Source organism: Corallococcus sp. AS-1-12 (assembly GCF_020036995.1).
GTDB lineage: Bacteria > Myxococcota > Myxococcia > Myxococcales > Myxococcaceae > Corallococcus.
Genome location: NZ_JAIQDD010000030.1, coordinates 81,110 through 102,071 on the forward strand (window position 1 = coordinate 81,110; position 20,962 = coordinate 102,071).

General features: G+C 72.1%; 16 protein-coding genes. 6 read left to right on the forward strand and 10 right to left on the reverse strand.

The annotated features are described in order from the left end of the window. The first annotated feature begins 21 nt into the window (after positions 1 to 21). A complete protein-coding gene (locus tag K8556_RS32625) occupies positions 22 to 1,416 on the forward strand; it encodes a M20/M25/M40 family metallo-hydrolase (RefSeq protein WP_223744021.1) in 1,395 nt (464 codons plus the stop codon). Between the two features lie 55 nt (positions 1,417 to 1,471). On the opposite strand, the gene K8556_RS32630 is transcribed toward K8556_RS32625, so the two are convergent. From K8556_RS32630 to K8556_RS32665, 8 genes are all read right to left on the reverse strand, one after another. Further along, positions 1,472 to 2,413, reverse strand: a complete 942-nt coding sequence (locus K8556_RS32630; protein WP_223744022.1) for a serine protease — start codon at positions 2,411 to 2,413, stop codon at positions 1,472 to 1,474. A 119-nt stretch (positions 2,414 to 2,532) separates the two neighbouring features. Continuing rightward, entirely contained in the window at positions 2,533 to 3,282 is a 750-nt protein-coding gene (locus K8556_RS32635; RefSeq protein ID WP_370640002.1) for a class I SAM-dependent methyltransferase, read from the reverse strand. 100 nt (positions 3,283 to 3,382) lie between these two features. Next, positions 3,383 to 6,259, reverse strand: coding sequence for a HEAT repeat domain-containing protein (locus K8556_RS32640; RefSeq protein WP_223744023.1), 2,877 nt, complete (start codon positions 6,257 to 6,259; stop codon positions 3,383 to 3,385). Then, positions 6,252 to 7,469: a VWA domain-containing protein gene (locus tag K8556_RS32645; protein ID WP_223744024.1), complete on the reverse strand. Its 1,218-nt coding sequence runs from the start codon at positions 7,467 to 7,469 to the stop codon at positions 6,252 to 6,254. Before K8556_RS32645 ends, K8556_RS32640 begins: the two co-directional genes overlap by 8 nt. After that, on the reverse strand, positions 7,466 to 9,778 hold the full coding sequence (locus K8556_RS32650) for a DUF5682 family protein (protein WP_223744025.1): 2,313 nt from the start codon (positions 9,776 to 9,778) through the stop codon (positions 7,466 to 7,468). Before K8556_RS32650 ends, K8556_RS32645 begins: the two co-directional genes overlap by 4 nt. Further along, positions 9,778 to 10,863 (reverse strand): AAA family ATPase, encoded by a 1,086-nt coding sequence (locus tag K8556_RS32655; RefSeq protein WP_206800695.1) that lies wholly within the window; start codon positions 10,861 to 10,863, stop codon positions 9,778 to 9,780. The genes K8556_RS32650 and K8556_RS32655 overlap by 1 nt, the downstream gene beginning before the upstream one ends. A 104-nt stretch (positions 10,864 to 10,967) precedes the next feature. Next, positions 10,968 to 11,486: a cyclopropane-fatty-acyl-phospholipid synthase family protein gene (locus tag K8556_RS32660; RefSeq protein WP_223744026.1), complete on the reverse strand. Its 519-nt coding sequence runs from the start codon at positions 11,484 to 11,486 to the stop codon at positions 10,968 to 10,970. Positions 11,487 to 11,493: 7 nt separating this feature from the next. Beyond that, entirely contained in the window at positions 11,494 to 11,901 is a 408-nt protein-coding gene (locus tag K8556_RS32665; protein ID WP_223744027.1) for a VOC family protein, read from the reverse strand. Positions 11,902 to 11,992: 91 nt separating this feature from the next. Here K8556_RS32665 and K8556_RS32670 point away from each other — a divergent pair, with 91 nt between their 5' ends. From K8556_RS32670 to K8556_RS32685, 4 genes are all read left to right on the forward strand, one after another. Next, on the forward strand, positions 11,993 to 12,805 hold the full coding sequence (locus tag K8556_RS32670; RefSeq protein WP_223744028.1) for a TetR/AcrR family transcriptional regulator C-terminal domain-containing protein: 813 nt from the start codon (positions 11,993 to 11,995) through the stop codon (positions 12,803 to 12,805). A gap of 132 nt (positions 12,806 to 12,937) precedes the next feature. Beyond that, on the forward strand, positions 12,938 to 14,269 hold the full coding sequence (locus K8556_RS32675) for a ferritin-like domain-containing protein (protein ID WP_223744029.1): 1,332 nt from the start codon (positions 12,938 to 12,940) through the stop codon (positions 14,267 to 14,269). 184 nt (positions 14,270 to 14,453) lie between these two features. After that, positions 14,454 to 15,716, forward strand: a complete 1,263-nt coding sequence (locus K8556_RS32680; RefSeq protein ID WP_223744030.1) for a C39 family peptidase — start codon at positions 14,454 to 14,456, stop codon at positions 15,714 to 15,716. Between the two features lie 241 nt (positions 15,717 to 15,957). Then, the gene (locus tag K8556_RS32685) at positions 15,958 to 17,397 is read left to right on the forward strand and encodes a glutamine synthetase family protein (protein WP_223744031.1); all 1,440 of its coding nucleotides are present in this window, start codon (positions 15,958 to 15,960) and stop codon (positions 17,395 to 17,397) included. Here the strand turns inward: K8556_RS32685 and K8556_RS32690 are convergent. Both K8556_RS32690 and nhaR read right to left on the reverse strand, forming a co-directional pair. Continuing rightward, positions 17,394 to 18,242, reverse strand: coding sequence for a DUF1206 domain-containing protein (locus tag K8556_RS32690; RefSeq protein ID WP_223744032.1), 849 nt, complete (start codon positions 18,240 to 18,242; stop codon positions 17,394 to 17,396). The two genes, K8556_RS32685 and K8556_RS32690, sit on opposite strands and share 4 nt — an antisense overlap. A 169-nt stretch (positions 18,243 to 18,411) precedes the next feature. Next, complete coding sequence (nhaR, locus tag K8556_RS32695; RefSeq protein WP_223744033.1) at positions 18,412 to 19,317, reverse strand: transcriptional activator NhaR; 906 nt, start codon at positions 19,315 to 19,317, stop codon at positions 18,412 to 18,414. Positions 19,318 to 19,522: 205 nt separating this feature from the next. On the opposite strand from nhaR, the gene K8556_RS32700 reads away from it, so the two are divergent. Continuing rightward, positions 19,523 to 20,962, forward strand: coding sequence for a TolC family protein (locus tag K8556_RS32700; protein ID WP_223744034.1), 1,440 nt, complete (start codon positions 19,523 to 19,525; stop codon positions 20,960 to 20,962).

Here is a 20,962-nt window from a genome sequence, read left to right on the forward strand (position 1 = left end):
GAAGGGGCGAGCCTCTCCCCCATGCGTCTCCTGCCCCTCGTCCTCGTCCTGTTCGCGCTGGGTCCAAGCCACGCCGCGTCATCCCGTCCCGCGCCCCAGGATGAGCTGCGGACGCTGCTCGCGGAGCTCGTCGCCGCGGACACCTCCAATCCGCCCGGCAACGAGACGGCCGCGGCCCAGGTGGCGGCGAAGTGGCTGCGCGAGGCCGGCATCGACTCGGAGCTCATCGAGCCCTCACCCGGCCGCGGCAACCTGCTGGTGCGCTTGAAGGGCAACGGCAAGGGCCGGCCGGTGCTCGTGCTCGCGCACCTGGACACGGTGCCCGCGGTGAAGGCCGAGTGGGTCACCGACCCGTGGACGCTCACGGAGAAGGACGGCCTGCTCCATGGACGCGGAGTGCAGGACAACAAGGGCATGGCGGCGGCGAGCATCCTCGCGCTGCGCCGGCTGAAGCAGGAGGGCGGCGCGCGCTCGCGCGACATCCTGCTGTACCTGGGCGCGGACGAGGAGGTCGGCTCCGGCCAGGGGCTGGACTGGATGATGGAGCACCGCCCGGAGCTGAAGGAGGCGGAGTTCGCGCTCAACGAGGGCGGCCTCACGGAGCTGTCGCCGGACCGCAAGGAGGTGCGCTTCGTGGCGCTCCAGGCCGCGGAGCGCGTGTCCCGCAACGTGACGCTCAAGGCCACCGGCCCCGGAGGCCACTCCTCCGCGCCGCCCGTGGACGCGGGGCCCCTGGTGCGGGTGGCCGCGGCGGTGGCGCGTGTGGGCGCCCTCACCTTCCCCGCGCACCTGACGCCCGCCGCCCGACTGCACGTGCAGGGCCGCGCGCAGGCGACCCCCGGCGAGCTGGGCGAAGCGCTGCGCCGCATCGCCGCGTCTCCGGACGCGCCGCCCGAGGACGCGGTGACGACCGTGGCCCGGCTGGACCCCGCGCTGGGCGCCGTGCTGCGCACCACCTGCGTGCCCACGGTGTTCAAGGCGGGCACGAAGTCCAACGTCATCCCCGCCACCGCCGAGGCCACCGTGAACTGCCGCCTGCTGCCGGACGCGGACCCGAAGGCCGTGCGCGAGCGCATCGTCGCCGCCGTGAATGACGAGGACATCCAGGTGGAGATGGACGTGTCGCCGCCGGACTCGCCCATGTCCCCCGTGGGGGACAACGCCATGTTCCGCGCGGTGAAGGCCGCCACGGCGAAGGTGTGGCCGAAGGCGCCGGTGATTCCCCGCATGTCCACCGGCACCACCGAGTCCGCCACGCTGCGCCGCGCGGGCATCCACGCCTATGGCATCGACCTCTTCGCGTTGACGCCGGACGACGCGCGCACCGCGCACGCCCCCAACGAGCGCGTCCCGGTGGCGTCGCTCCAGCCCGGCGCGGAGTTCGTCTACCTCACGCTGAAGCACCTGACGCGCTGAGCACCCCCGCCAGGAGGGAGCGGACACCCGCCGCTCCCTCCCGGGGACACCCGCGCTACATGTCCTTCACGAGGTCGTACAGGCTGCCCGCCGTGTCGTAGCTGAAGTACGGGCCCTGCCACTTGTAGACGTGGGTCGGATCCGGGTTCCAGAACTGCCAGCTATTGACCGAGTACAGGTACGCCCAGAACGTCTGCCCATAGCTCTCCAGCCACGGACCGCCGCTGGCCCCGCCCGTCATGGAGCAACTGATGGTGGGGAAGCCGCTCTCGTTCCAGGTGGCGCCCGCGCAGTAGTACAACTGCGAGCCGTTGTAGGGCGGATCCGCCGGGTAGCCGAACTGGTAGATGGACTGCCCGTACCCGATGCCCCACTTGATGCCCTGGCCGCCCACCGCGTCCACGATGCGCACGCCGTTGAGCGGGTTCATCACCGCCGCCGCCACGTCATAGGCGCGGTCCGCGTTGTTGATCCATCCGTTCTTCGCCCACAACTGGTACGACGACCACACGCCATACGGCGAGCCCGCGTGGTACGCCGGCACGAAGACCCAGTTGTAGTGCCAGCCGCGCCCCGCGCCGCCGCCGTGCACGCAGTGGCCCGCGGTGAAGACCACCCGCTTGCCATTGCTGTTCACCGTGCTGCCGGAGCAGGAGTAATTCACGCCCTGGTCGCTCGTGTAGAAGACCCGGCCGCTCATGGAGTGGATGTCCGCCGCCCCCATGGGCACGCCGCCCCGGGGCTCCGCGCCGTCCACCTGTCCCCACGCCTTGTCCTCCGGCGTCGGCCTCAGGCTGATGGGCGCCGTCCCCGACGTCGCCGGCGCGTCCGCGGGAATCGCCGCCGCCATGCGCTCCGGCGTCCAGTACGCGAGCACCGCGGCGATGTCCGACTGCGCCGCGAACGTCCGCGACCCCGCGTTGCCCGTGGGGTCCGCCGCCCCACCCGCCTCCGGCGCGGCCCGCGCCGTGCCCCCACCCACGAGGACCGCGACCACCGCCGCCGCGAAAGCATTACGGCCTCTCAACCCGAGGTGCATGTCGGCCTGCCTTTCCCATCCAACTGCGAGTGAAGGCAGGCAGACTAGGCGTGGCGTCTGACATCAACACGTCAAGGCTATGTGATTGCGTCCGGGCGGTATTCTTGAAGCCAGACTTTCTCCAGGCCCCACGTGAAGAGCATCCAGTGACTGACATTCCCCGTGAAACCTTCCGCCTGGATGGGACGGGTGACGGTGATGATGCGCGTGCCGGGCGCGCAGGTGCGCAGGTGGGTGACGAGCCGGGCCTTGGTCTCCGGGCTGAACGCCACCCAGTTGCAGAAGATGTGGGTCGCGTCCGTCAACGGCTCGCGGGCCATGTCCCCCACGGTGAGCGTGATGCCCGCGGGCTGGAGCCACGGCGCCACGCGCGCCACGTGGTCCGGAATCAGCTCCACGCCATGCGCCCCGGCGCCCCACCAGCGCGCGGCGAGCAGCACGCGTCCGCGCCCCGCGCCCAGGTCCACCACCCGGCTCCTCCGCCCCACGCCCGCCCGCTTGAGGAACCACAGCGCCGTCACCAGCGGCGTCTCGCCGTACATCAGCTCGCGGAACGACTGGCCCGTGGTCTGGAGCGCCCGCGCCATCTCGAAGGTGCGCCGCGCGCTGTAGGGCGTCCGAAGGAGGCGCTGCCACCAAAGTCCCAGGTACGGCTTCAGGAGCCGGGGGCGCGGCAGCAGCAGCAGCAGGTCGGTGACGCGCAGCACGACCGCGATGACGATGCCCTGCATCTGGAGCGACAGCCGCTCGAGGAACGTCAGCTCGAACTCGCCCATCGTGTCGTCGCGGCGCGGTGGGGGCGCGGGAGGAGGAGCGGGTTCCGTCATGCGGCGCGAAGGCTGTCCGGATTCCGGACGCCGCGCAACGGCTCCGCGCCTGCCTCCCCCACCCGCGTCGGCCCCACCGCGAAGCGGGCGGGCGGACGCGTCACAGGAGCTTCTTCGCCGCCTTGGCCAGGGCCCTGTCTCCCGCCACGGCCGGGAGCTCCATGAGGCGCGCGGCCACGGCCTTGCCCACCGCGGGGTTCACGGCCGCGACCTTGAGGTACACCTCCGCGCGCTTGAGCAGGTCCACGTGCACGCTGGCCTTGAGCACGCGGGCGAGCAGCTCCTTCGCCAGGATGGGCGGGTCGAAGGCCTCGAAGAGGCCGCGCAGCGCCTGCCGCTCCAACAACTCCGGACGCGCTTCCGCCAGGTCCAGCGCGGGCCGCAGCAGGGCCAGCCCCAGCGTGCGCATGGCCTCCGCGACGACGCCGGGCTTCCACCCGTCCGCGAACGCCAGCAGCAGGGCCTCCGCGCCGCGCACGTCACCCAGCATGCCCAGCGCGTACACGGCGTGCTTCGCCTCCACGTCGTCATGGCCGCGGCCCTGCACCATGTCGACGAACCGCCCGAGCACGTCCGCGTCCCCCATCCGGGCCAGCGCCTCCGCCGCCTCGCGCCGCACCTCGCGCGCCGGGTCCGAGTTCAGCACCTGGCGCAGCACGGGCATCGCCACGGTGCCCAGGTCCGCCAGCAGGGCCACCGCCGCGGCACGCGCGTCCTTCGTCGTCTCCGACAGCGCCGCCTGCATCAGCGGCACCGCCTTGCCCTTGCGGCGCCGCGCCAGCTCCGCCACGGCCTTCTCCCCTGACTCCCGGGCCTGCACGTCCTCCAGCGTCTCCCGCGCGAACAGGCGCAGGCCCATGTCGTGCCCCGCGCGCGTCAACGCGTCCAGTTCGCGCCGCGCCTGCACCCCGCCCATCGCGCCCAGCACGCGGATGGCGGTGCGGCGCACCATGCGGCTGTGGCGCTCGTTCAGCGCGCCCCGCACGACCCCCAGCGCCTCCTCGCCCCGCGCCGCCACCGTGCGCGCCACGAAGGCGCTCGCCGAGCCATCGCTCCACGCCGGGTACAGCTCCCGCATCAGCGCGTCCGGCCCCAGGCCCGCGTAGTAGCGCGCCGCGTGCGCCGCCGCCTCGTAGCGTGTCAGCTCCCCGAGCGCCCGGCGCACCATCGCCGTCCCCGGGCTCAGCACCTCCTCCGGGCGGCGCACGTGGATGCTCGGGTGCGTGGGCACGGACTCCAATCCGGCCATGTCCACCTGCACCGCGCCCGCCAGCCGCACCAGCGCGATGCCCAGCACCTGGTACACCTTGATGAAGTCGTCCAGCCGCTCCGCCGGGTCCGCGCGCCGCGCCAACGCCTCCAGCAGCGCGCCCGGCTTCTCCAGCCCCAGCTCCCTCAGCCGGGACACCAGCGGCTCCACCGTCCGAGGCCCCAGCGCCGACAGGCCGCTGGCGAAGGCATCCGCCAGCTCGTCGCGCACCTCCGCGAGCGCGATGGCCGCCCGTGACGCACCCGCCGCCCGCGCCGCGTCCGCCCACCCGCTGCGGGGCAGCGCGCTCGGCGTCGCGGGGGCCCGCACCCGGCCGCGCCGCCGGGGCGACACGGGCGCGTCCGAGGCGCGCGTCAGCGGACGCAGGTCCAACCCCTCCGGCGTCCGCACCACGACGGCCGAGGGGAACAGGGTCGGCAGCGCAGCCTCCAGCCCCACGTCCCCCAGCACCGCCAGGAGCTTCGCGTCCTCCAGCGCGCTGGCCAGCGGCTCCTCCAGCGACGGGTCCGCGGGCAGGAAGAGGCCGCGCCCCGCGCCGTCCACGAACTGCGAGCGGGCCCCGCTGGCGAGCAGCGTCTCCACCCGCACGGACACCGGCAGCAGGTCCGGCGCGAACACGTCCTTGCGGTGCTCCTGGAAGGCCGTCATCACCGCGCCCACGTCCGGCAGCGCCGCGCCCACCAGCCGCTCCAGCGCCGCCGCGTCCACCGTCGGCGCGTCCTTCCACGACTCCAGGTCCAGCCGGTGCGGGGCGAAGCCCGGGTACTGCCCGCCGTGCGCCCCCCGGAGCACGGCGCCCGCGTGGCTGTTCTTCGGGGCCACCGTCTTGAGGTTCGCGGGGAGGATCTGCTTCTCGCTGTAGTGCGTGCCCGACACCAGGTCCACGAAGCGGCTCTCGCGGACCATGAACCGGTCCGGCGTCACCTTGGAGGAGAACGCGTACTCCACCAGCTCGAGCCCCTCGACGGGCGCGCGGTCCTTCTTCGTCCACGTCTTGCCGATGAGCTCCTCGACGTGGCGGGGCTCCAGCGCCTCGCCGCCCAGGTGCTTCTCCACCTTGCGCGCGGTGAGCAGCATGTCCGCCACCAGGTCCGCGTACGCCGGCGCCTCGAAGGTGCCCGTGCGCGCCGCCGCCGCGTCCAGCAGGCCCGCCAGCTCCACCGCCCGCGCGGACAGCCGCCGCAGGCCGTTGGCCCGGAGCGCCTCGCCCAGCGCGCGCACCTGCTCCGGCCGCTCCGCGCCCAGCGACGCCACACCGGACAGCCCCAGCTCGCGCACCAGCGTGGACACCTGCGCCACGCCCGCCTTCATCAGGTCGCCCGCTTCGGCCTTGCCCTTCTTCACGCTCTTCCTCGCGCCGCCGGAGCCCGCGGGCGCCGCCGGGGCCGCCTCCGCCGTCACGAAGGCCTGCGGGGCCCGGGCCCACGCCACCAGCAGCGCCGCCGCGTGCTTGCAGAAGGGGCGCGAGCGCGCCGCCATGCACGAGCACCGCCCCTTCACGTCCGAGCGCGCCTCGCCGAACACCAGCGAGACCTTGTACGGCGTCGCCCCGGAGCCCGCGGCGTCCGCGAAGAGCCGGTTCTCATAGCGCGAAAGGTTCGTGAGCTGCTTGCCGTCGAACAGGGCCGCGCCTTTGGCCAGCTCCGCCTTGTCGCTGATGATCTCCGTCATTCCGCCCATCCCGATGACGGGCCGCACCTCAGCCATGACGCTCCCCCTTCTTGTCGTCGGACGCGAGCAGCGGCGCCAGGTCCTGGTTGCGCATCACCCGCTCCACCACGTCCACCAGCTTGCGCGGCGTGCACCCGAAGCACGGAATCCCCAGCGCCGTGAGCTGCTCCGCCATCGCGTGGTCATACGAAGGCCGCCCGCTGTCAGACAGCGCCAGCAGGCACAACACCTTGGAGCGGGAGTCCACCAACTGCCGCAGGCGGGCCACCAGCTCCTCGGCGTTGCCGCCCTCGTACAGGTCGGTGATGAGGATGAAGAGCGTCTTCTCCGGCCGGCGCACGTAGTGCTCCTGCGCGTACGCCACCGCCCGGTTGATGTCCGTGCCGCCGCCCAACTGCGCGGAGAAGAGCACCTCCACCGGGTCCGCCAGCACGGGCGTCATGTCGACGATCTCCGTGTCGAACAGCACCAGGCTCGTGCGCAGCACGTCCAGCGACGCGAAGATGGCCGCCATCACGGAGCTGTACACCACGCTCTCCGCCATGGAGCCGGACTGGTCCACCACCAGCGTCACGTCCCACTCGTGGTGCCGGCGCTGGTTGGGCCAGAAGTAGAAGCGCTCCGGGATGAGCCGCTTGCGCTCCGCGTCCCAGCCCTTCAGGTTGGAGCGGATGGTGCGGCGCCAGTCGATGTTGCGCGCGATGGGGATGGGGCTCGTCCTGTCGCGCCGCAGCGCCCCCAGCACCGCCGTGCGCAGCGGGGACTCCAGCTTCTTGCGCAGGTCCTCCACCACCTCCCGGATGATGGCGCGCGCGGTGTCCTTGGCCTGCTCCGGGATGAGCCCCCGCGCGCTCACCAGCGTCGTCACCAGCTCCAGGTTCTTGTCCAGGAAGGGCAGCGTCTCCGGCTCGAAGAGGAGCTGGGTGAGCCCCTTCTTCTCGATGGCGTCCTTCTGCACCAGCGCGATGACGTCGTCCTGGAAGAAGTCGCGCAGCGCGCCCAGCCACTTCGGCAGGTACGGCCTGGAGCCGCCGCGCCCCGCGGAGCGCTCGCCGTAGACGAAGGAGAGCGCGTCATCCAGGCCCTCCAGGTCGTCACCCTTCAGGTCCACCGTGTCCGCGCTGGCGCCCAGCTCGCCCAGGGAGGGACAGGCCCCTGTCTTCTCCGCCTCCGGGCCCAGCGCCAGCCGCCAGCGCAACAGCGCGTCGCGGTCCTTCGGGTCCAGGTCCTTGGGGTCCACGCTCATAGCAGGTCATCCAGGTCGTCGAGCGCCTTGCCCAGGTCCGCGCTCAGGTCCTTCAGCGTCGCCTTGTCCTTCTCCTCCAGCACCGCCTTCACCGCGCGGCCCTTGTCCTTCAACTGGCGCACGCCCATCACGTTCTCCATCAGGTAGCGGCGCTCCGTGGCCCCCAGCGCGCCCAGCGCCCGGCGCAGCACCGGCAGCGTCTGCCGGAAGCGCTCCGGCTCCACGCTGGTGAGGAAGTCATCCAGCGCCTTCACCACGTCGCGGCTCTTCACCAGCACCAGGGCGTTCACCTGGAGGAAGCCCTCCAGGTACGCCGCCGCGTCCGCGGGCTCCACCGCCGCCGACAGCCGCCGGCCCACCTCCAGCGCCACCTCCGCCTCCGGCAGCTCGCGCGCCAGGTACAGCAGGCCCGTGGCCAGCCCGGACGTGGCCGGGTGCACCGCGTGGCTCTCCATCAACCCGCGCGCCTCCGTCAGCCAGCCCTCCTTGTCCGCGCGCGGCTGGGACAGCGCCACCTCGTGCAGCGTGCGCAGCGCGTCCAGCACCGGGGGCACGCCCTCCGGAGCGCAGGCGCTGGCCTCGCGCACGCGCAGCAGCGCCCGGCCGAAGGTCTTCTCCCCCAGGGCCGCCACCGCCTCGTCCCCCACGTCCGAATGCGCGCGCGAGGTGCCGTAGGCCATGAGCCCCGACAGCGCCCGCGCCGCGTTCGCCAGCGACGGCAGGTCCGCGTCCGTGGCCGCGTGCGCGTCACAGGCCTTGAGCGCCTGGGCCACCGTCTGGGAGCAGCCGGTGATGACGGACTCCAGGAGCACGTCCGCCGCCTCCGCCGTCGTCTTCGCCTGCGTCAGCCGCTCCTGGAGCACGCGCGTCGTCACGCCCTCCAGCGAGTCGCCCAACACAATCTTCTCCACCAGCGCCACGTCCGTGGACGGCGTCCACTGCGCCTGCCAGGACTCGCGCACGCGGGTGAGCGCCGCGTAGCCGCCGGCCTCGCCTTCCGCGCCCTGCTTGCGCGACGACCCCGTCCCGGACAGCGACGCGTACGGGATGCCCGCCACGCGCAGCCGGTGCAGGAACACGGAGGAGCCCACCTCCACCGGGTTGTTGAGCCGCAGGCTGAACGTCTCCGGGCTGTCCGTGCGCGGCAGCCGCCGCTCGCCCACCTCGCGCCAGAACTCCGCCTGGAGCGAGTTCTGCCCGATGCGGCTCGCCACCTGCCCCACCTCGTGGCCGATGACGCTCTTCCACAGGAAGCTGTCCACGTGCGTCGCGTCGCCGCGGCACAGCGTGGCCACGGTCGCCTCGCGCAGCTCGTCCAGGCCCGGGGCGCTCTTCTCGCGCAGGTCCGACAGCGTCACCGCCAGCCGGTACGCCTCCAGCACGTCCGACAGCGACGCGGAGAAGCCGCGCATCCGCAGGTGGGCGGCGAAGTCCAGCAGCACCTCCAGCGTGGCCCGCCGGAAGTCGCAGTTCGCCTCGTGGGCCTTCTGGTAGAAGTGCGGCGCCCGGTTGCCCGCGCCGTATCCCAGTTGTTCCGCCAGGCGCGGGAAGCTGTACGGAATCACCGTCACCGCGCACGGCCCGGCCTGGGGCAGCTTCGCCTCCTCCTTCGGATCCACGTCCCCCGCGAGGAACGCCGCGGTGTGCGCCGCGCCCGCCACCACCGCCACCTGCTCCGGCGCCACGCCGCCCGCCACCACCTCCAGCACCTTGCGCGCCATGAAGGCGTCGCGCTGGCGGTGGTAGCCCGGCCGGGGCCCCGCGTTGACCACGTCCGCCCAGGCGGTGAGCACCGGCCGGAACTGCTCCGGGCTCCAGTCCGGCGCCTCGAAGGACGCCTCCCAGAACTCCTCGAAGGAGCGGAACCCCTGCGAGCGCGCGAACGCCTCCGTGAGCGGCACCGCCTCATCGGGAACGGGCTCGCTGCCCTCCGGGGCCTCCGACTCCACGCCCAGGCCGGGCGCGTGGCGGTCCACCGCGAGGCTGACGCCCACCGGGATGTCGATGAACTCCGCCCGCGCGCCGTTCGCCCGGGCCCACTTCAGCGCCTGGTACTCCGGCGAGTACGCCGCGAAGGGCCACAGCGACGAGGACGGGGTGCCGTCCGTGCGGTAGCCCAGGATGGCCACGGGCGGCCGGGTCTGCGCGTCGCACAGCACGTCCACCAGCGCCGTCGCGTCGCAGGGCCCCTCCACCAGGACGACGGCGGGCTTCACGCGCTCCAGCCACTTCAGGAGCACCGCGGTGGTGCGCGGCGAGTGGTGACGGACCGGGAAGTGCCGCACCCGGGAGAGCAGTGCCAGGTCCATCAGCCCCTCAAGAGCTTCTTGCTCGCGGAGTACAGCTCCTTCCACGGGCCCGTGCGGCCCTTGGCCACCGTCTCCATGTACTCGCGCAGCGCCTTCACGTCGTCCTCCTGCTCCTTCACCACCGCCCCCACCAGCGACGCCGCCAGCTCCTGCGACGTCACCGTCCCGGAGCCGAACTGCTGCGCCAGGATGGAGCTGTTGAACAGCACGCTGATGGCCTCCGCCGTGGACAGCACCGCCCCCGGCGTGCGCACCTTCGTCTTGCCGTCCTTCGTCACGCCCTTGCGCAGCTCATGGAAGAGCGTCAGCAGCACGCGCGACAGCTCCTCCGGCGGCGGCACGCCCACCTGGTAGTCCGAGCGCAGCTCCGCCTCGCGCTTCGTCACGATTTGAATCTCCTGCTCCAGGTCCTCCACCACCGGCACGGTGACGAAGTTGAAGCGGCGCTTGAGCGCGGCGCTCATCTCGTTGACGCCCCGGTCGCGCGTGTTGGCGGTGGCGATGAGGTTGAAGCCGCGCTGGGCGCTCGTCACCTCGCCCAGCTCCGGCACGGACACCTGCTTCTCCGACAGGATGGAGATGAGCGAGTCCTGGATCTCCGGCGACGTGCGCGTGACCTCCTCGAAGCGGGCGAACTTGCCCGTGCGCATGGCGCGCAGGATGGGCGACGGCACCAGCGCCTCCGGCGTGGGCCCCTGCGCGAGCAGCAGCGCGTAGTTCCACGAGTACTTGATGTGGTCCTCGCTGGTCCCCGCCGTGCCCTGGACCACGAGCGCGGACGTGCCGCTGATGGCCGCGGAGAGGTGCTCCGACAGCCAGCTCTTCGCGGTGCCCGGCTCGCCCACGAGCATCAGCGCGCGGTCCGACGCGAGCGTGGCGATGCACACCTGGATGAGCCCCTTGTCGCCCACGTACTTGGGCGTGATGGCCACGCCCCCCACGGGCTTGGGGCTGCCCAGGATGTACGTCTCCACGGCGCGGGGAGACAGCGCCCAACCCGGTGGGCGGGGTTTGTCGTCATGCGCGGCGAGGGCGTCCAGCTCGTTCTTGTACTTCGCTTCGGCAGGCAGGCGGATGTCCGGCATGAGCTGCACGCTATCCACTCGGTCTGACATCCGGCAAACGCTCCGCCTGCCTCGCGCGTCGCATCCGGAGCGGTGGGACTCCCCACCCGGTGGGAGGCATGCCTCTACCCGGACGCCTGCCCCACGACGCACGCGCGCGACGGCGCGGCAGGGACGGTCCGCACGTTGAAACCATGCGCCTCCAGATTGCGCGCGGCCCGCGCGGCGAAGCGCTTCGCATGGGCGGCGACGGGCGCTTCGTGGAAGAGGAACAGCGCGCCTCCAGGCCGCAGCCGCTCGCGCAGCCGGGAAAGCTCCGCGCGCGCGTCGTCCTCCGCGAACAGGCTGACGTTGATGGCGAAGGCGACATCGAACGGCTCGCGCCCCAGGTCCACCTCCGCGAGCGTCCCGGTGCGCGCCACGACGCGGCCCGCGAGGACGGCGTCCGCGTTGCGCCGCAGCGCCCGGGAAATCATCTTCTCCGAGCGGTCGACGCCCAGGACGCACCCCTCCCGCAGCCGCGCGGCCACGAGCCCCAGCGCGATGCCGTGGCCGCACCCCACCTCCAGCACCCGCAGGCGCGGGGCGAGGGGCAGCACCTCCATCGCCCAGCGGAACCGGGGCGCGATCAGGTCCGTGCTCATGCGCGCATCATGCAACGCCTTCAGGCTGCCCCGTCGCGTGCATCCACTGGACGAGCTGGACGATGACGCCGTTCGCGTCGGCGACCTGGAAGTAGCGCTCGCCCCACGCCTCCGTCTCGATGGGGGTCAGGATGCTCACGCCCTCCGCCTGGATGCGCGCGTACTCCGCGTCGATGTCGTCCACGACGAACGCGACGATGAGCCCGTCCGCCCGGCGCGTCTTCAGCGACTCCGGCTTGAGCGTCTTCAGGCCCGTGCGCAGGTAGATGACGTTGAAGCCCACGTCGGGCCGGGACAGGGACACGAAGCCGTCCGCCGCCATCGCCTCCGTGAAGCCGAAGTGGCGCTTCAGGAAGGAGGCGGAGGCCTCCACGTCATCGACATTCAGGGACACGGCGGAAGCGGTGACTCGCATGAACGGCCCTCCTCACGGATTCCAGGGACCCAATCTACGTACGACGTACGTAGTTGCGCGTCAAGGCGGCGGCGTTGGAAGAATCCGGCGCATGGCATCGCATCGCAGCAGCATGGGAGACCCCACCCGGACGCTGGAGCTGCTGTGGCGGGACTCCCTCCCCTCGCAGGGCAAGCGGGGTCCGAAGCAGGCGCTCACCGTCACCGCCGTCGTGGAAGCGGCGGTGGCGCTGGCGGACGCGCAGGGGCTGGACGCGGTGACGATGCGGGCGCTCGCGGGGAAGCTCGGCATCGCGCCCATGGCGCTCTACACGTATGTGCCCGGGCGGGCGGAGCTCATCGACGTGATGCTCGACACCCTCTACGCGGGCATGACCCGGCGCAAGCCGAAGGGCCGGGACTGGCGCTCGCGGCTGGAGGCCGTGGCCCATGACAACCGGGCGCTGTTCACCCGGCACCCCTGGCTCGCGGACGTGTCCACCACGCGTCCGCCCCTGGGGCCGGGCCAGATGGCCAAGTACGAGTACGAGCTCCAGGCGCTCGAAGGCGTGGGCCTGGACGACGTGGCACAGGACGCGGCGTTGACGTTCGTGCTGGGCTTCGTGGAGTCCTCCGCCCGGGCGGCCTCGGACCAGCGCGCCGCGCGGCTCGAGTCCCAGATGGACGATGGGGCCTGGTGGGAGGCGAATGCGTCCCTGCTCGCGCGCATGTCCGACCCGGAGCGCTACCCCATCGCGTCGCGGGTGGGCTCCGCGGCGGGCAAGGCCCATGGCGCCGCGTACGACCCGGACCACGCCTATGCGTTCGGGCTGGAGCGCGTCCTGGACGGGCTGGCCGCGCTCATCGAACGGCCCCGCGCGCCTCGCGGCCCGGCCCGGAGGCCCGCCCGGAAGCGCGGCGCCTAGGTCCTGTCCCCCTCAACTTTCCGAGTCCCTCATGGCTTTCCGAGCGACTCGGAGGGGGCGCTTCCCTGGGAAGAAGCCCTGGCATCCCCATTGCTCAGGGTCCTGGACACACGTCCTTCCCAGGAGCCTCCCTTGAACATCCATCGACTGCGCCGTCTCTTCTCGCGGGCCCTGCACGCCTCGCTCGCCACGCCCCTGGTGCTGGCGGGCTGCGACGGTTCGGAGGGCAGCGTGGACCTGACGGGCTACGCGGAGGTCGCTTGCACGGAGCAGGGGCTGTCCGTCAGTGGCCTGACGCTGACGCCAGCGCCGGACTTCGTGCAGCTCCGCTACATCAGCACCTACGGAGGCCCGGCCCCGTCCACCTATGCCAACGCGGCCGCCTCCGGTGAGCCCTGCGCGACGGCCACGGACGTCCCCGCGTGCAAGACGGCGCTGGAGAACGCGAACGTCACCGCCGGCTTCCACAATGTCTGCGTGGACTTCTGCAGCGAGGCCTTCCTGGTGACGACCCGCGGCGACGAGGTGAAGACATACGGGACGCTGGCGGAGCTCCAGCAGTTGCTGGGCACGGTCGACACGGAGCAGGAGGCGGTGCTCAAGACCTTCGCGTCCGGCTACACGCTCCTCTGCGGCAACAGGGAGCAGGGGGCGGTGAAGACGAACGCGGATGGCAGCTTCAGCGTCATCGCGACGAAGGGGTACGCCTGCGGGCCGGGCACGGAGCTGACGCAGCACGTGCTGAAGGTGACGGCCTCCGGCGAGGTCCAGGAGCAGGAGAAGCGCGTCCTGGAGAAGGGGGACCCCAACTGCAACATCGGCCGGCGGCCGGTGGGGCTCCAGGTGGCGGAGGCCTGCGACGGCCCGGAGGCGCTGGGCCGCTACTTCGCGAACGCGGCGCACCTGGAGGCGGCGTCCGTGCACGCGTTCCTGCGGCTGCGGGATGAGCTGGCGCTGCACGGCGCGGACGTGGGGCTCCAGGACGCGGCGCGGAGGAGCGCCATGGAGGAGGTCCAGCACGCCCGGGTGACGGACCGCCTGGCGCGCCGCTTCGGAGGCACGCCGCAGCGTCCGGTGGTGGAGGACCTGCCCCCGCGCTCGCTCATGGACGTGGCGTTGGAGAACGCCGTGGAGGGCTGCGTGCGGGAGACGTACGGCGCGCTGCTCGCGCACCACCAGGCGATGCACGCGCGGGACCTGGAGGTGAGGCAGGCCATGGTCCGCATCGCGGAGGACGAGACGCGGCACGCGGCGCTGTCCTGGGACATCGATCAGTGGGCCCGGCCGCGCCTGTCCGAGGAGGACCGCCGGACGCTGCGCGAGGCGCAGAAGCGCGCGGTGGCGCTCCTGCGCGAGGAGGTCGCGGTGCCGCTGGACGCGAGCATCATCAAGGAGGCGGGCATGCCCACGCCCGAGGCGGCCCTGGCGCTGCTGGACACGCTGGAGCAGGACCTCTGGGCATGAGCCGCCGCTGCTCATGAATCCTTGAGGATCTGCCTCTGCGCGTGATGCCGCACCGCAGGGTCGCGCACGGCGATCTAGCAACCGCGTCTGACATTCCAGCGCTTGACCGGCATCTGTCCGCCCGGCCGGACTTTCCCGGAATCCGCCTTGAGCCCCTACGCGGGCGTTTGCGAAACTCACCTTCGTGAACGCCCGCGCTCGCGTCCTCTCCGCCGTCCTGCTCGCCACCTGCATCTGGGCCTGCGCCTCCTCGCCATCCTCGGTCCCGCAGGACACGTCGTCTCCGGAGACCGGCTCACCCGCGCGCCTGTGGCAGAAGACGTCCGTGGCCGGCGACCTCGCGCGCTTCTCCCGCGACGGTACTCGCGTCACCGCTGACGGCGCGCTGGAACTGGACCCGTCCACCGCGAAGAACGGCACCGACCCGTTCCCCGCGGGCGGCTGGCTCGACGGCGGCAGCTTCTACAACGGCGGCTCCTTCCGCGTCGGCACCGCCACCTCCGAGGTCCAGTCCGTCCCCGGCGGCTTCGACAGCGTGGTGCCCTCCTTCGACGCCCAGACGCCTCCCGGCACCTGGGTGAAGCTCACCGTCGCCGCCCGCATCGAAGGCACCTGGACCCAGGACTACGAGCTGGGCGTCTGGGCCTTCGACACCGCCACCGTCGCGCGCCACAGCGTGGACGGCCAGGGCGACGTTGACGGCAACGTCCTCACCGACACCCTCAACCTCAAGCGCCGCGCGGACGCCCTGCGCGTCACCGTCCACCTCTTCTCCGAACGCGCGGACTCAAGCCCCCGCGTCCGGGCGCTCGCCGCCGCCGTCACCGACACTCGCCTCAGGCCCCAGGACGCCACGTCCGACCGCACCGGGTGGGGCACCGTGCTCGACGTGCCGGGCTACTCGCAGATGATCTATCCCGACGGCGGCGAGGTCTGGTGCTCCCCCACGTCCACCACCATGCTGCTCGGCTACTGGAGCCGGAAGCTGGGCCGCGCCGACCTGGAGCACCCCGTGCCCACCGCCGCCGCCCACACCTATGACTGGGTCTACAAGGGCACCGGCAACTGGGCCTTCAACACCGCCTACGCCTCCAGCATGTCCAACGGCGCGCTGCACGGACTCGTCGCCCGCTTCGACTCGTTCGCCCCCGTGGAGCGCCTCATCGCCGCCGGCATCCCCGTCAGCATCAGCATCGCCTACGAACCCGGCGAGCTCCCCGGCGGCGCCTCCCGCCGCACCGACGGCCACCTCATCGTCGTGAGGGGCTTCACCGACACCGGCGACGTCGTCGTCAACGACCCTGCTTTCGGCTCCAACGAAACCACCGGCACCACCTACCCCCGCGCCGAGCTCTGGCGCGCCTGGCAGCACTCCCGGGGGGCCGCGTACGTGCTGTGGCCCGCCGGCACACCCCTGCCCGAGCAGGGGCTCGTCCCCCTCCCGTAGCCCGCACGTCCGAATGCGGACACGCGGCCAACGCAGCGCGGCGCGCAGTGTCCACTGGCCGGGGCCTCGGACACCCCGTCCCTTGACGTTCGAGCGTGCGTGCGCGGCCTGACACGCTCTTTAGCCTTCAGTCCGCCAAATTTAGGCTTGATTTCGCGTCACGGAATGTAAATACCTGCGCCCGTGCTTTTGATGTCTCCGCCGGTATTCCGGAACCGGGGACACGCCTGGAGGCAGGACCATGGAGCAGAAGCCGCTGCGGGACTTCCTGGAGATTCCCTACGACGAGCTGGAGGAGCTCAACCTCCGGGTGAAGGAACAGCGCCTCCGCCGCGAGTCGCCGGAGAAGATTCGCGAGGAGCGGATCAAGTACCTGACCGACGAGAAGCGCATCAAGGCCATCACCGTGTGCTTCACCGACCTGGAAGGTCGGCTGCACATGCTGGACTACGACAAGAAGTTCCTGCTCAAGAGCGCGGACAACCTCACCTTCGACGGCTCCTCCATCCGCGGCTTCTCCGCGCAGGCGGAGAGCGACCTGCGCCTGAACGTGGACTGGAGCGCGTTCTACTGGCTGCCGTCCGACATCTTCGGCCCCGGCAAGGTGCTGGCCTTCTGCGAGGTGCTGGAGCGCGACGGCACGCCGTACCACTCGGACATGCGCGGCCAGCTCAAGCGCGCCACCGAGCAGTTGTTCCAGAAGGACGGCACCGTGTTCCACGCGGCGCCGGAGATCGAAGGCTTCCTCTTCAAGAACCGTGACGCCGAGCGCCACTACCACGAAGAGGGCAAGTTCGAGTTCATCTCCATCGGCGGCTACTACCACGCGCTGCCGGGCGACGCGCTGCGCACCTTCATCGACAAGGCCGCGGAAGCGCAGCGCGCCATGGGCTTCCAGAACGAGAAGGACCACCCGGAGGTGGCGCCCTCCCAGTTCGAGATGAACTTCTCCTACAGCGAGGCGCTGGTCGCCGCCGACCAGATCCAGCTCTACAAGCTGCTCTGCCGCCAGGTCGCCGCGCAGCAGGGGCTGACGGCCAGCTTCCTGCCCAAGCCCGTCACGGGCGTGAACGGCAACGGCATGCACATCAACATGTCGCTGTCGAAGAACAACAAGAACCTGTTCCACGACAAGGGCGGCCAGGACGGCCTGTCGGCGATGGGCTGGGAGTTCATCGACCGCATCCTGACCAACGCGAACGACATCTGCCTGGTCCTCAACTCCAGCGTGAACTCGTACCGCCGCCTGGATCCGCACTACGAGGCGCCCAACCAGATCAAGGCCTCCGCGAACAACCGCGGCGCCATGGTGCGCATCCCGTTCGGCAACGAGCGCAGCGCGCGCATCGAGTGCCGCTCGGTGGCGCCGGACGCGAACCCGTACATGGTCCTCTTCACGCTGCTGAAGACCGGCCTGGAGGGACCGCAGCCGCAGGAGGACGCGGAGACCAAGCGCAGCCGCACGCGCTTCCTGCCGGACAACATCTACGACGCGGTGCGCTTCTTCAAGGGCAGCCAGTTCATCGCGCAGACGCTGGGTGAGCAGGTGCAGGGCAAGTACGCGGAGCTGAAGGTGGCCTCCGCGGACCGCTGCCCCAAGCAGTTGGGCACCCGCGTGAAGGACGCGGAGATCCAGTTCCACCACGAGGTGACCAACCAGTACCTCTGGAACCTCTTCTAGAGCCGGCGGTAGCGCGCCTGGAGGAACAGGTAGGCGGCGTAGGCCACCAGGCCCGCCGCCACCACCCCCAGGAGCACGTCGCCCGCGGGTTGGCGGGCGACGACGGCCAGGGCCTCTCCCAGGCCCTTGGCCTCCCCCGGGTTCGCGTCCACGCCCGCGAGCACCAGGAAGCCGCCGATGACGGTGAACACGACGCCCCGTGCGGCGATGCCGAACTGGCACACCCGCTCCACGCGGTGCTGATGCGCCGCCGCCAGGCCCGTGAGCGAGAGCTTCTCCCGGAACTTCGCCTTCCACGCCGTGTGGAACTGCTTCAGCGCGAAGCCGATGATGCCCAGCCCCACCAGCACCACCAGGACGCGGCCGAAGGGCTGCTCCATCAGCGTCGCCGTCCAGCCCTGGGTGCCCTTGCGGCTCCCCTGTGACGCGCCCACCACCGTCTTCACGGCGAACAGCGCCAGCGAGCCGTAGATGACGCCGCTGATGAAGTACATGGCGCGCGAGGCGAGCCCCTTCGCGTCCGAGCCCTTGTCCTCCGTGTCCGCGAACGCCTGCGCGAAGCGCCAGATGACGTAGCCGGCCAGGCCCACGGCCAGCAGCGACAGGAGCGCGATGCCGAAGGGCCCGTGCGCCACGGTGGCCACCGCGCCGTGGCTGTCCGTGGCGCGTCCGCCCTCGCCCGCCGCCAGCTTCAGCGCGAGCACGCCGATGATGGCGTAGACACAGCCCTTGGCCGCGTAGCCCATGCGGCCCAGCTTCTTCGCCCACGGGTGGTTCGCGGCATCCTTCGCGCCGCGTGACAGCCGCTCCATCCCGGGCCCGCGCATCACGTCCATCGTCGCCATGCCGTCTGCTCCTCCCGTCCCTCTGGACCGAAGGACAGGGTGCGCATCCGCGGGCGCGAACGGGCGCAAGCCATTCCCCCCGGTCCCCCATCCGGGCGGGCGACGGTGGGCCCGGCTGCCTGACTGCCGGGGCCGCCCCTGGCCTGGCCCCTGGGGCCCGGCCGCCGTGTCACGGCTGCCGGAACAACTGCGTGCGCGCGGCGTCGGAGATGGCCACCGCCGCGGGGTGCCGCAGCCGCCGCTCGACGGTCAGCGCGTAGAAGTGCTCGCGCACCGCGTCCACGCGCCCCACCACCTCCACGTCGTATTGGGCGCGGATCTCCGCCTCGATGACGGAGGGGCCCGGGAACACGCCCTCCCCTGCCTGGCCGAAGGCCTTCATCAGCGCGCTGTCCTGGAACTCGCCCCGCACGCGGGGGCGCACCCCCTGGGCCTCCAGCCACTGCATGAGCGAGCGGCGCGACGGCGCGACCTCCGCCAGCAGCAGGAAGGGGGCCCCGTCCAGCGACTTCGGGAAGCCGCGGCGCAACGACGACGCGAGCCTGGCGGTCGCGAACAGCGTCGTGCCGCACTCGCCCAGCAGGTGGTTGTAGGCGCGGATGCCGGACGCGGGCGGCACGGGCGAGCCCGACAGCACCAGGTCCAGCGCGTGCTGGGACAGGTCACTCAGCAGCTTCTCCGTCCGGTCCTCGGTGCAGATGAGCTGCACGTCGTCGGACATGCGCATCGCGGGCTCCAGCAGGCGGTGCGCGATGAGCTTCGGCATCTCCTCCGCCACGCCCACCAGCAGCTTGCGCGGACGCGCCGTGGGCAGCCCCTTCAGCCCTTTCTGCAGCTCGTGGCCCAGCGCGAAGATTTCATCCGCGTAGCGGTAGACGTAGCGGCCCACCTCCGTGAGCACGAGCTTGCGGCCGGCGCGCTCGAACAGCTTCTCCCCCAGGGACTGCTCCAGCGCCCGCACCTGCCCCGTCACCGTGGGCTGGCTGAGCCGCAGCTTGCGCGCCGCGGCCACGACGCCGCCCTCGCGCGCGACCATCCAGAAGTACAGCAGGTGGTGGTAATTGAACCAGTCCATTGCCCCATCGTATCGATTTCCCCGATGCGAAGACTCTCCAATTACCTATTTGCCGATACGTCAGCGCTTCTCTAGCTTCTGGGACCGCGCGAGGGAGGGCGCCCTCCGCCCCGCTCGTCCGCGCTCAAGGAGGAACTCCATGCACGCCGCCGTCAGGCAGACCTCACGGGTCCCGGGGTGTGACGGGCTCGGTTGGCCCCGCGCCATGAGCCCCTGGCGCGCCTCGTGCGCGGCCGCGCTGTGTGGACTGGTGCTGGCGTCGTGGAGCCCCCGGGCACGCGCGCAGGAAGCGTCCTCCGCGCGTCCCCTGACGCTGGAGGAGGTGCTCGACTCCACGGCGACCCACTTCCCCCTCATCGAGGCGGCCCGGCAGGACGCGGAGTCCGCGCGCATGGAGCTGCTCGCCGCGCAGGGAGGCTTCGACCCGGAGCTGAAGGCGCGCGCCGCGGCCTTCCCCCTGGGGCCGTACACGTACTCACGGCTGGAGGCGATGGTGCAGCAGCCCACGCCCTACCACGGGGCCACCGTCTTCGGCGGCTGGCGCCGGGGCGACGGGGAGATTCCGCCGTACTACGGCAACCTGGAGACGCTGAGCGCGGGCGAGCTGCGCGCCGGGGTGACGGTGCCGCTGTGGCGCAACGGCCCGGTGGACCGCCGCCGCGCCACGCTGGAGCGGGCGCGGCTGGGGCGCGGCGCGGCGGAGCTGTCCGTGCGGCAGGCCGTGCTCGAGTCCTCGAGGCAGGCGGCCCACCGCTACTGGGACTGGGTCGCGGCCGGGCGCCGCCGGGCCATCGCCGTGGAGCTGCTGGAGTTCGCGCGCGTCCGCGACGCGCAGTTGGCGCAGCGCGTGCGCAAGGGGGACCTGGCGGCCTTCGAGCTGACGGACAACCAGCGCGCGCTCGCGCAGCGCGAGTCGCAGGTGGTGGCGGCGGAGCGGCTGTTGACGCAGGCGGCGCTGGAGCTGGGGCTGTACCTGCGCGGCGCGGACGGCCAGCCCGTGCCCCTGCGCCCGGAGCGGCTGCCGGAGGGCTTCCCCTCGATGGACGCACCGCCCCCGGCCCCCGAGCCGCTCGACGACGTGCTGGCGCGGCGCCCGGACGTGACGCGGCTGGAGGCCCAGGCCGCCCAGCAGCGGGTGGAGGCGCGCTTCGCGGCCAACCAGCAGGCGCCCCTCATCGACGTGACGGTCGCGGCCGCGCAGGACCTGGGCTCGGGCCCGGCCCGGCTGCGCAAGACGGAGCTGGAGGTGGGCGTGGTGCTGGACGTGCCCGTCCTCAACCGCGTGGCGCAGGGCCGCGACGGCAGCGCGCGCGCGGCCGTGTCCCGCCTGGAGGCCCAGGTGCGGCTGCAGCGCGAGCGCGCCGCCGTGGAGGTGGGGGACGCGCGCGCGGCCCTGGACGCGGCCCGCTCGCGGGTCCTGCTCGCCCGGCGGGAGTCGGCCGCCGCGCGGGAGCTGGCGGTGGGCGAGCGCACGCGCCTGCTCCAGGGCGACAGCAGCCTGCTCATCGTGAACCTGCGCGAGCAGACGGCGGCCGAGGCCCAGGTGCGCGAGGTGGACGCGCTCGCGGAGTACTTCAAGGTCGCGGCGACGCTGCGCGCCGCGCTGGCGCTGCCGGTCGCCACGGCCACCCCGGCGGGGAACTGA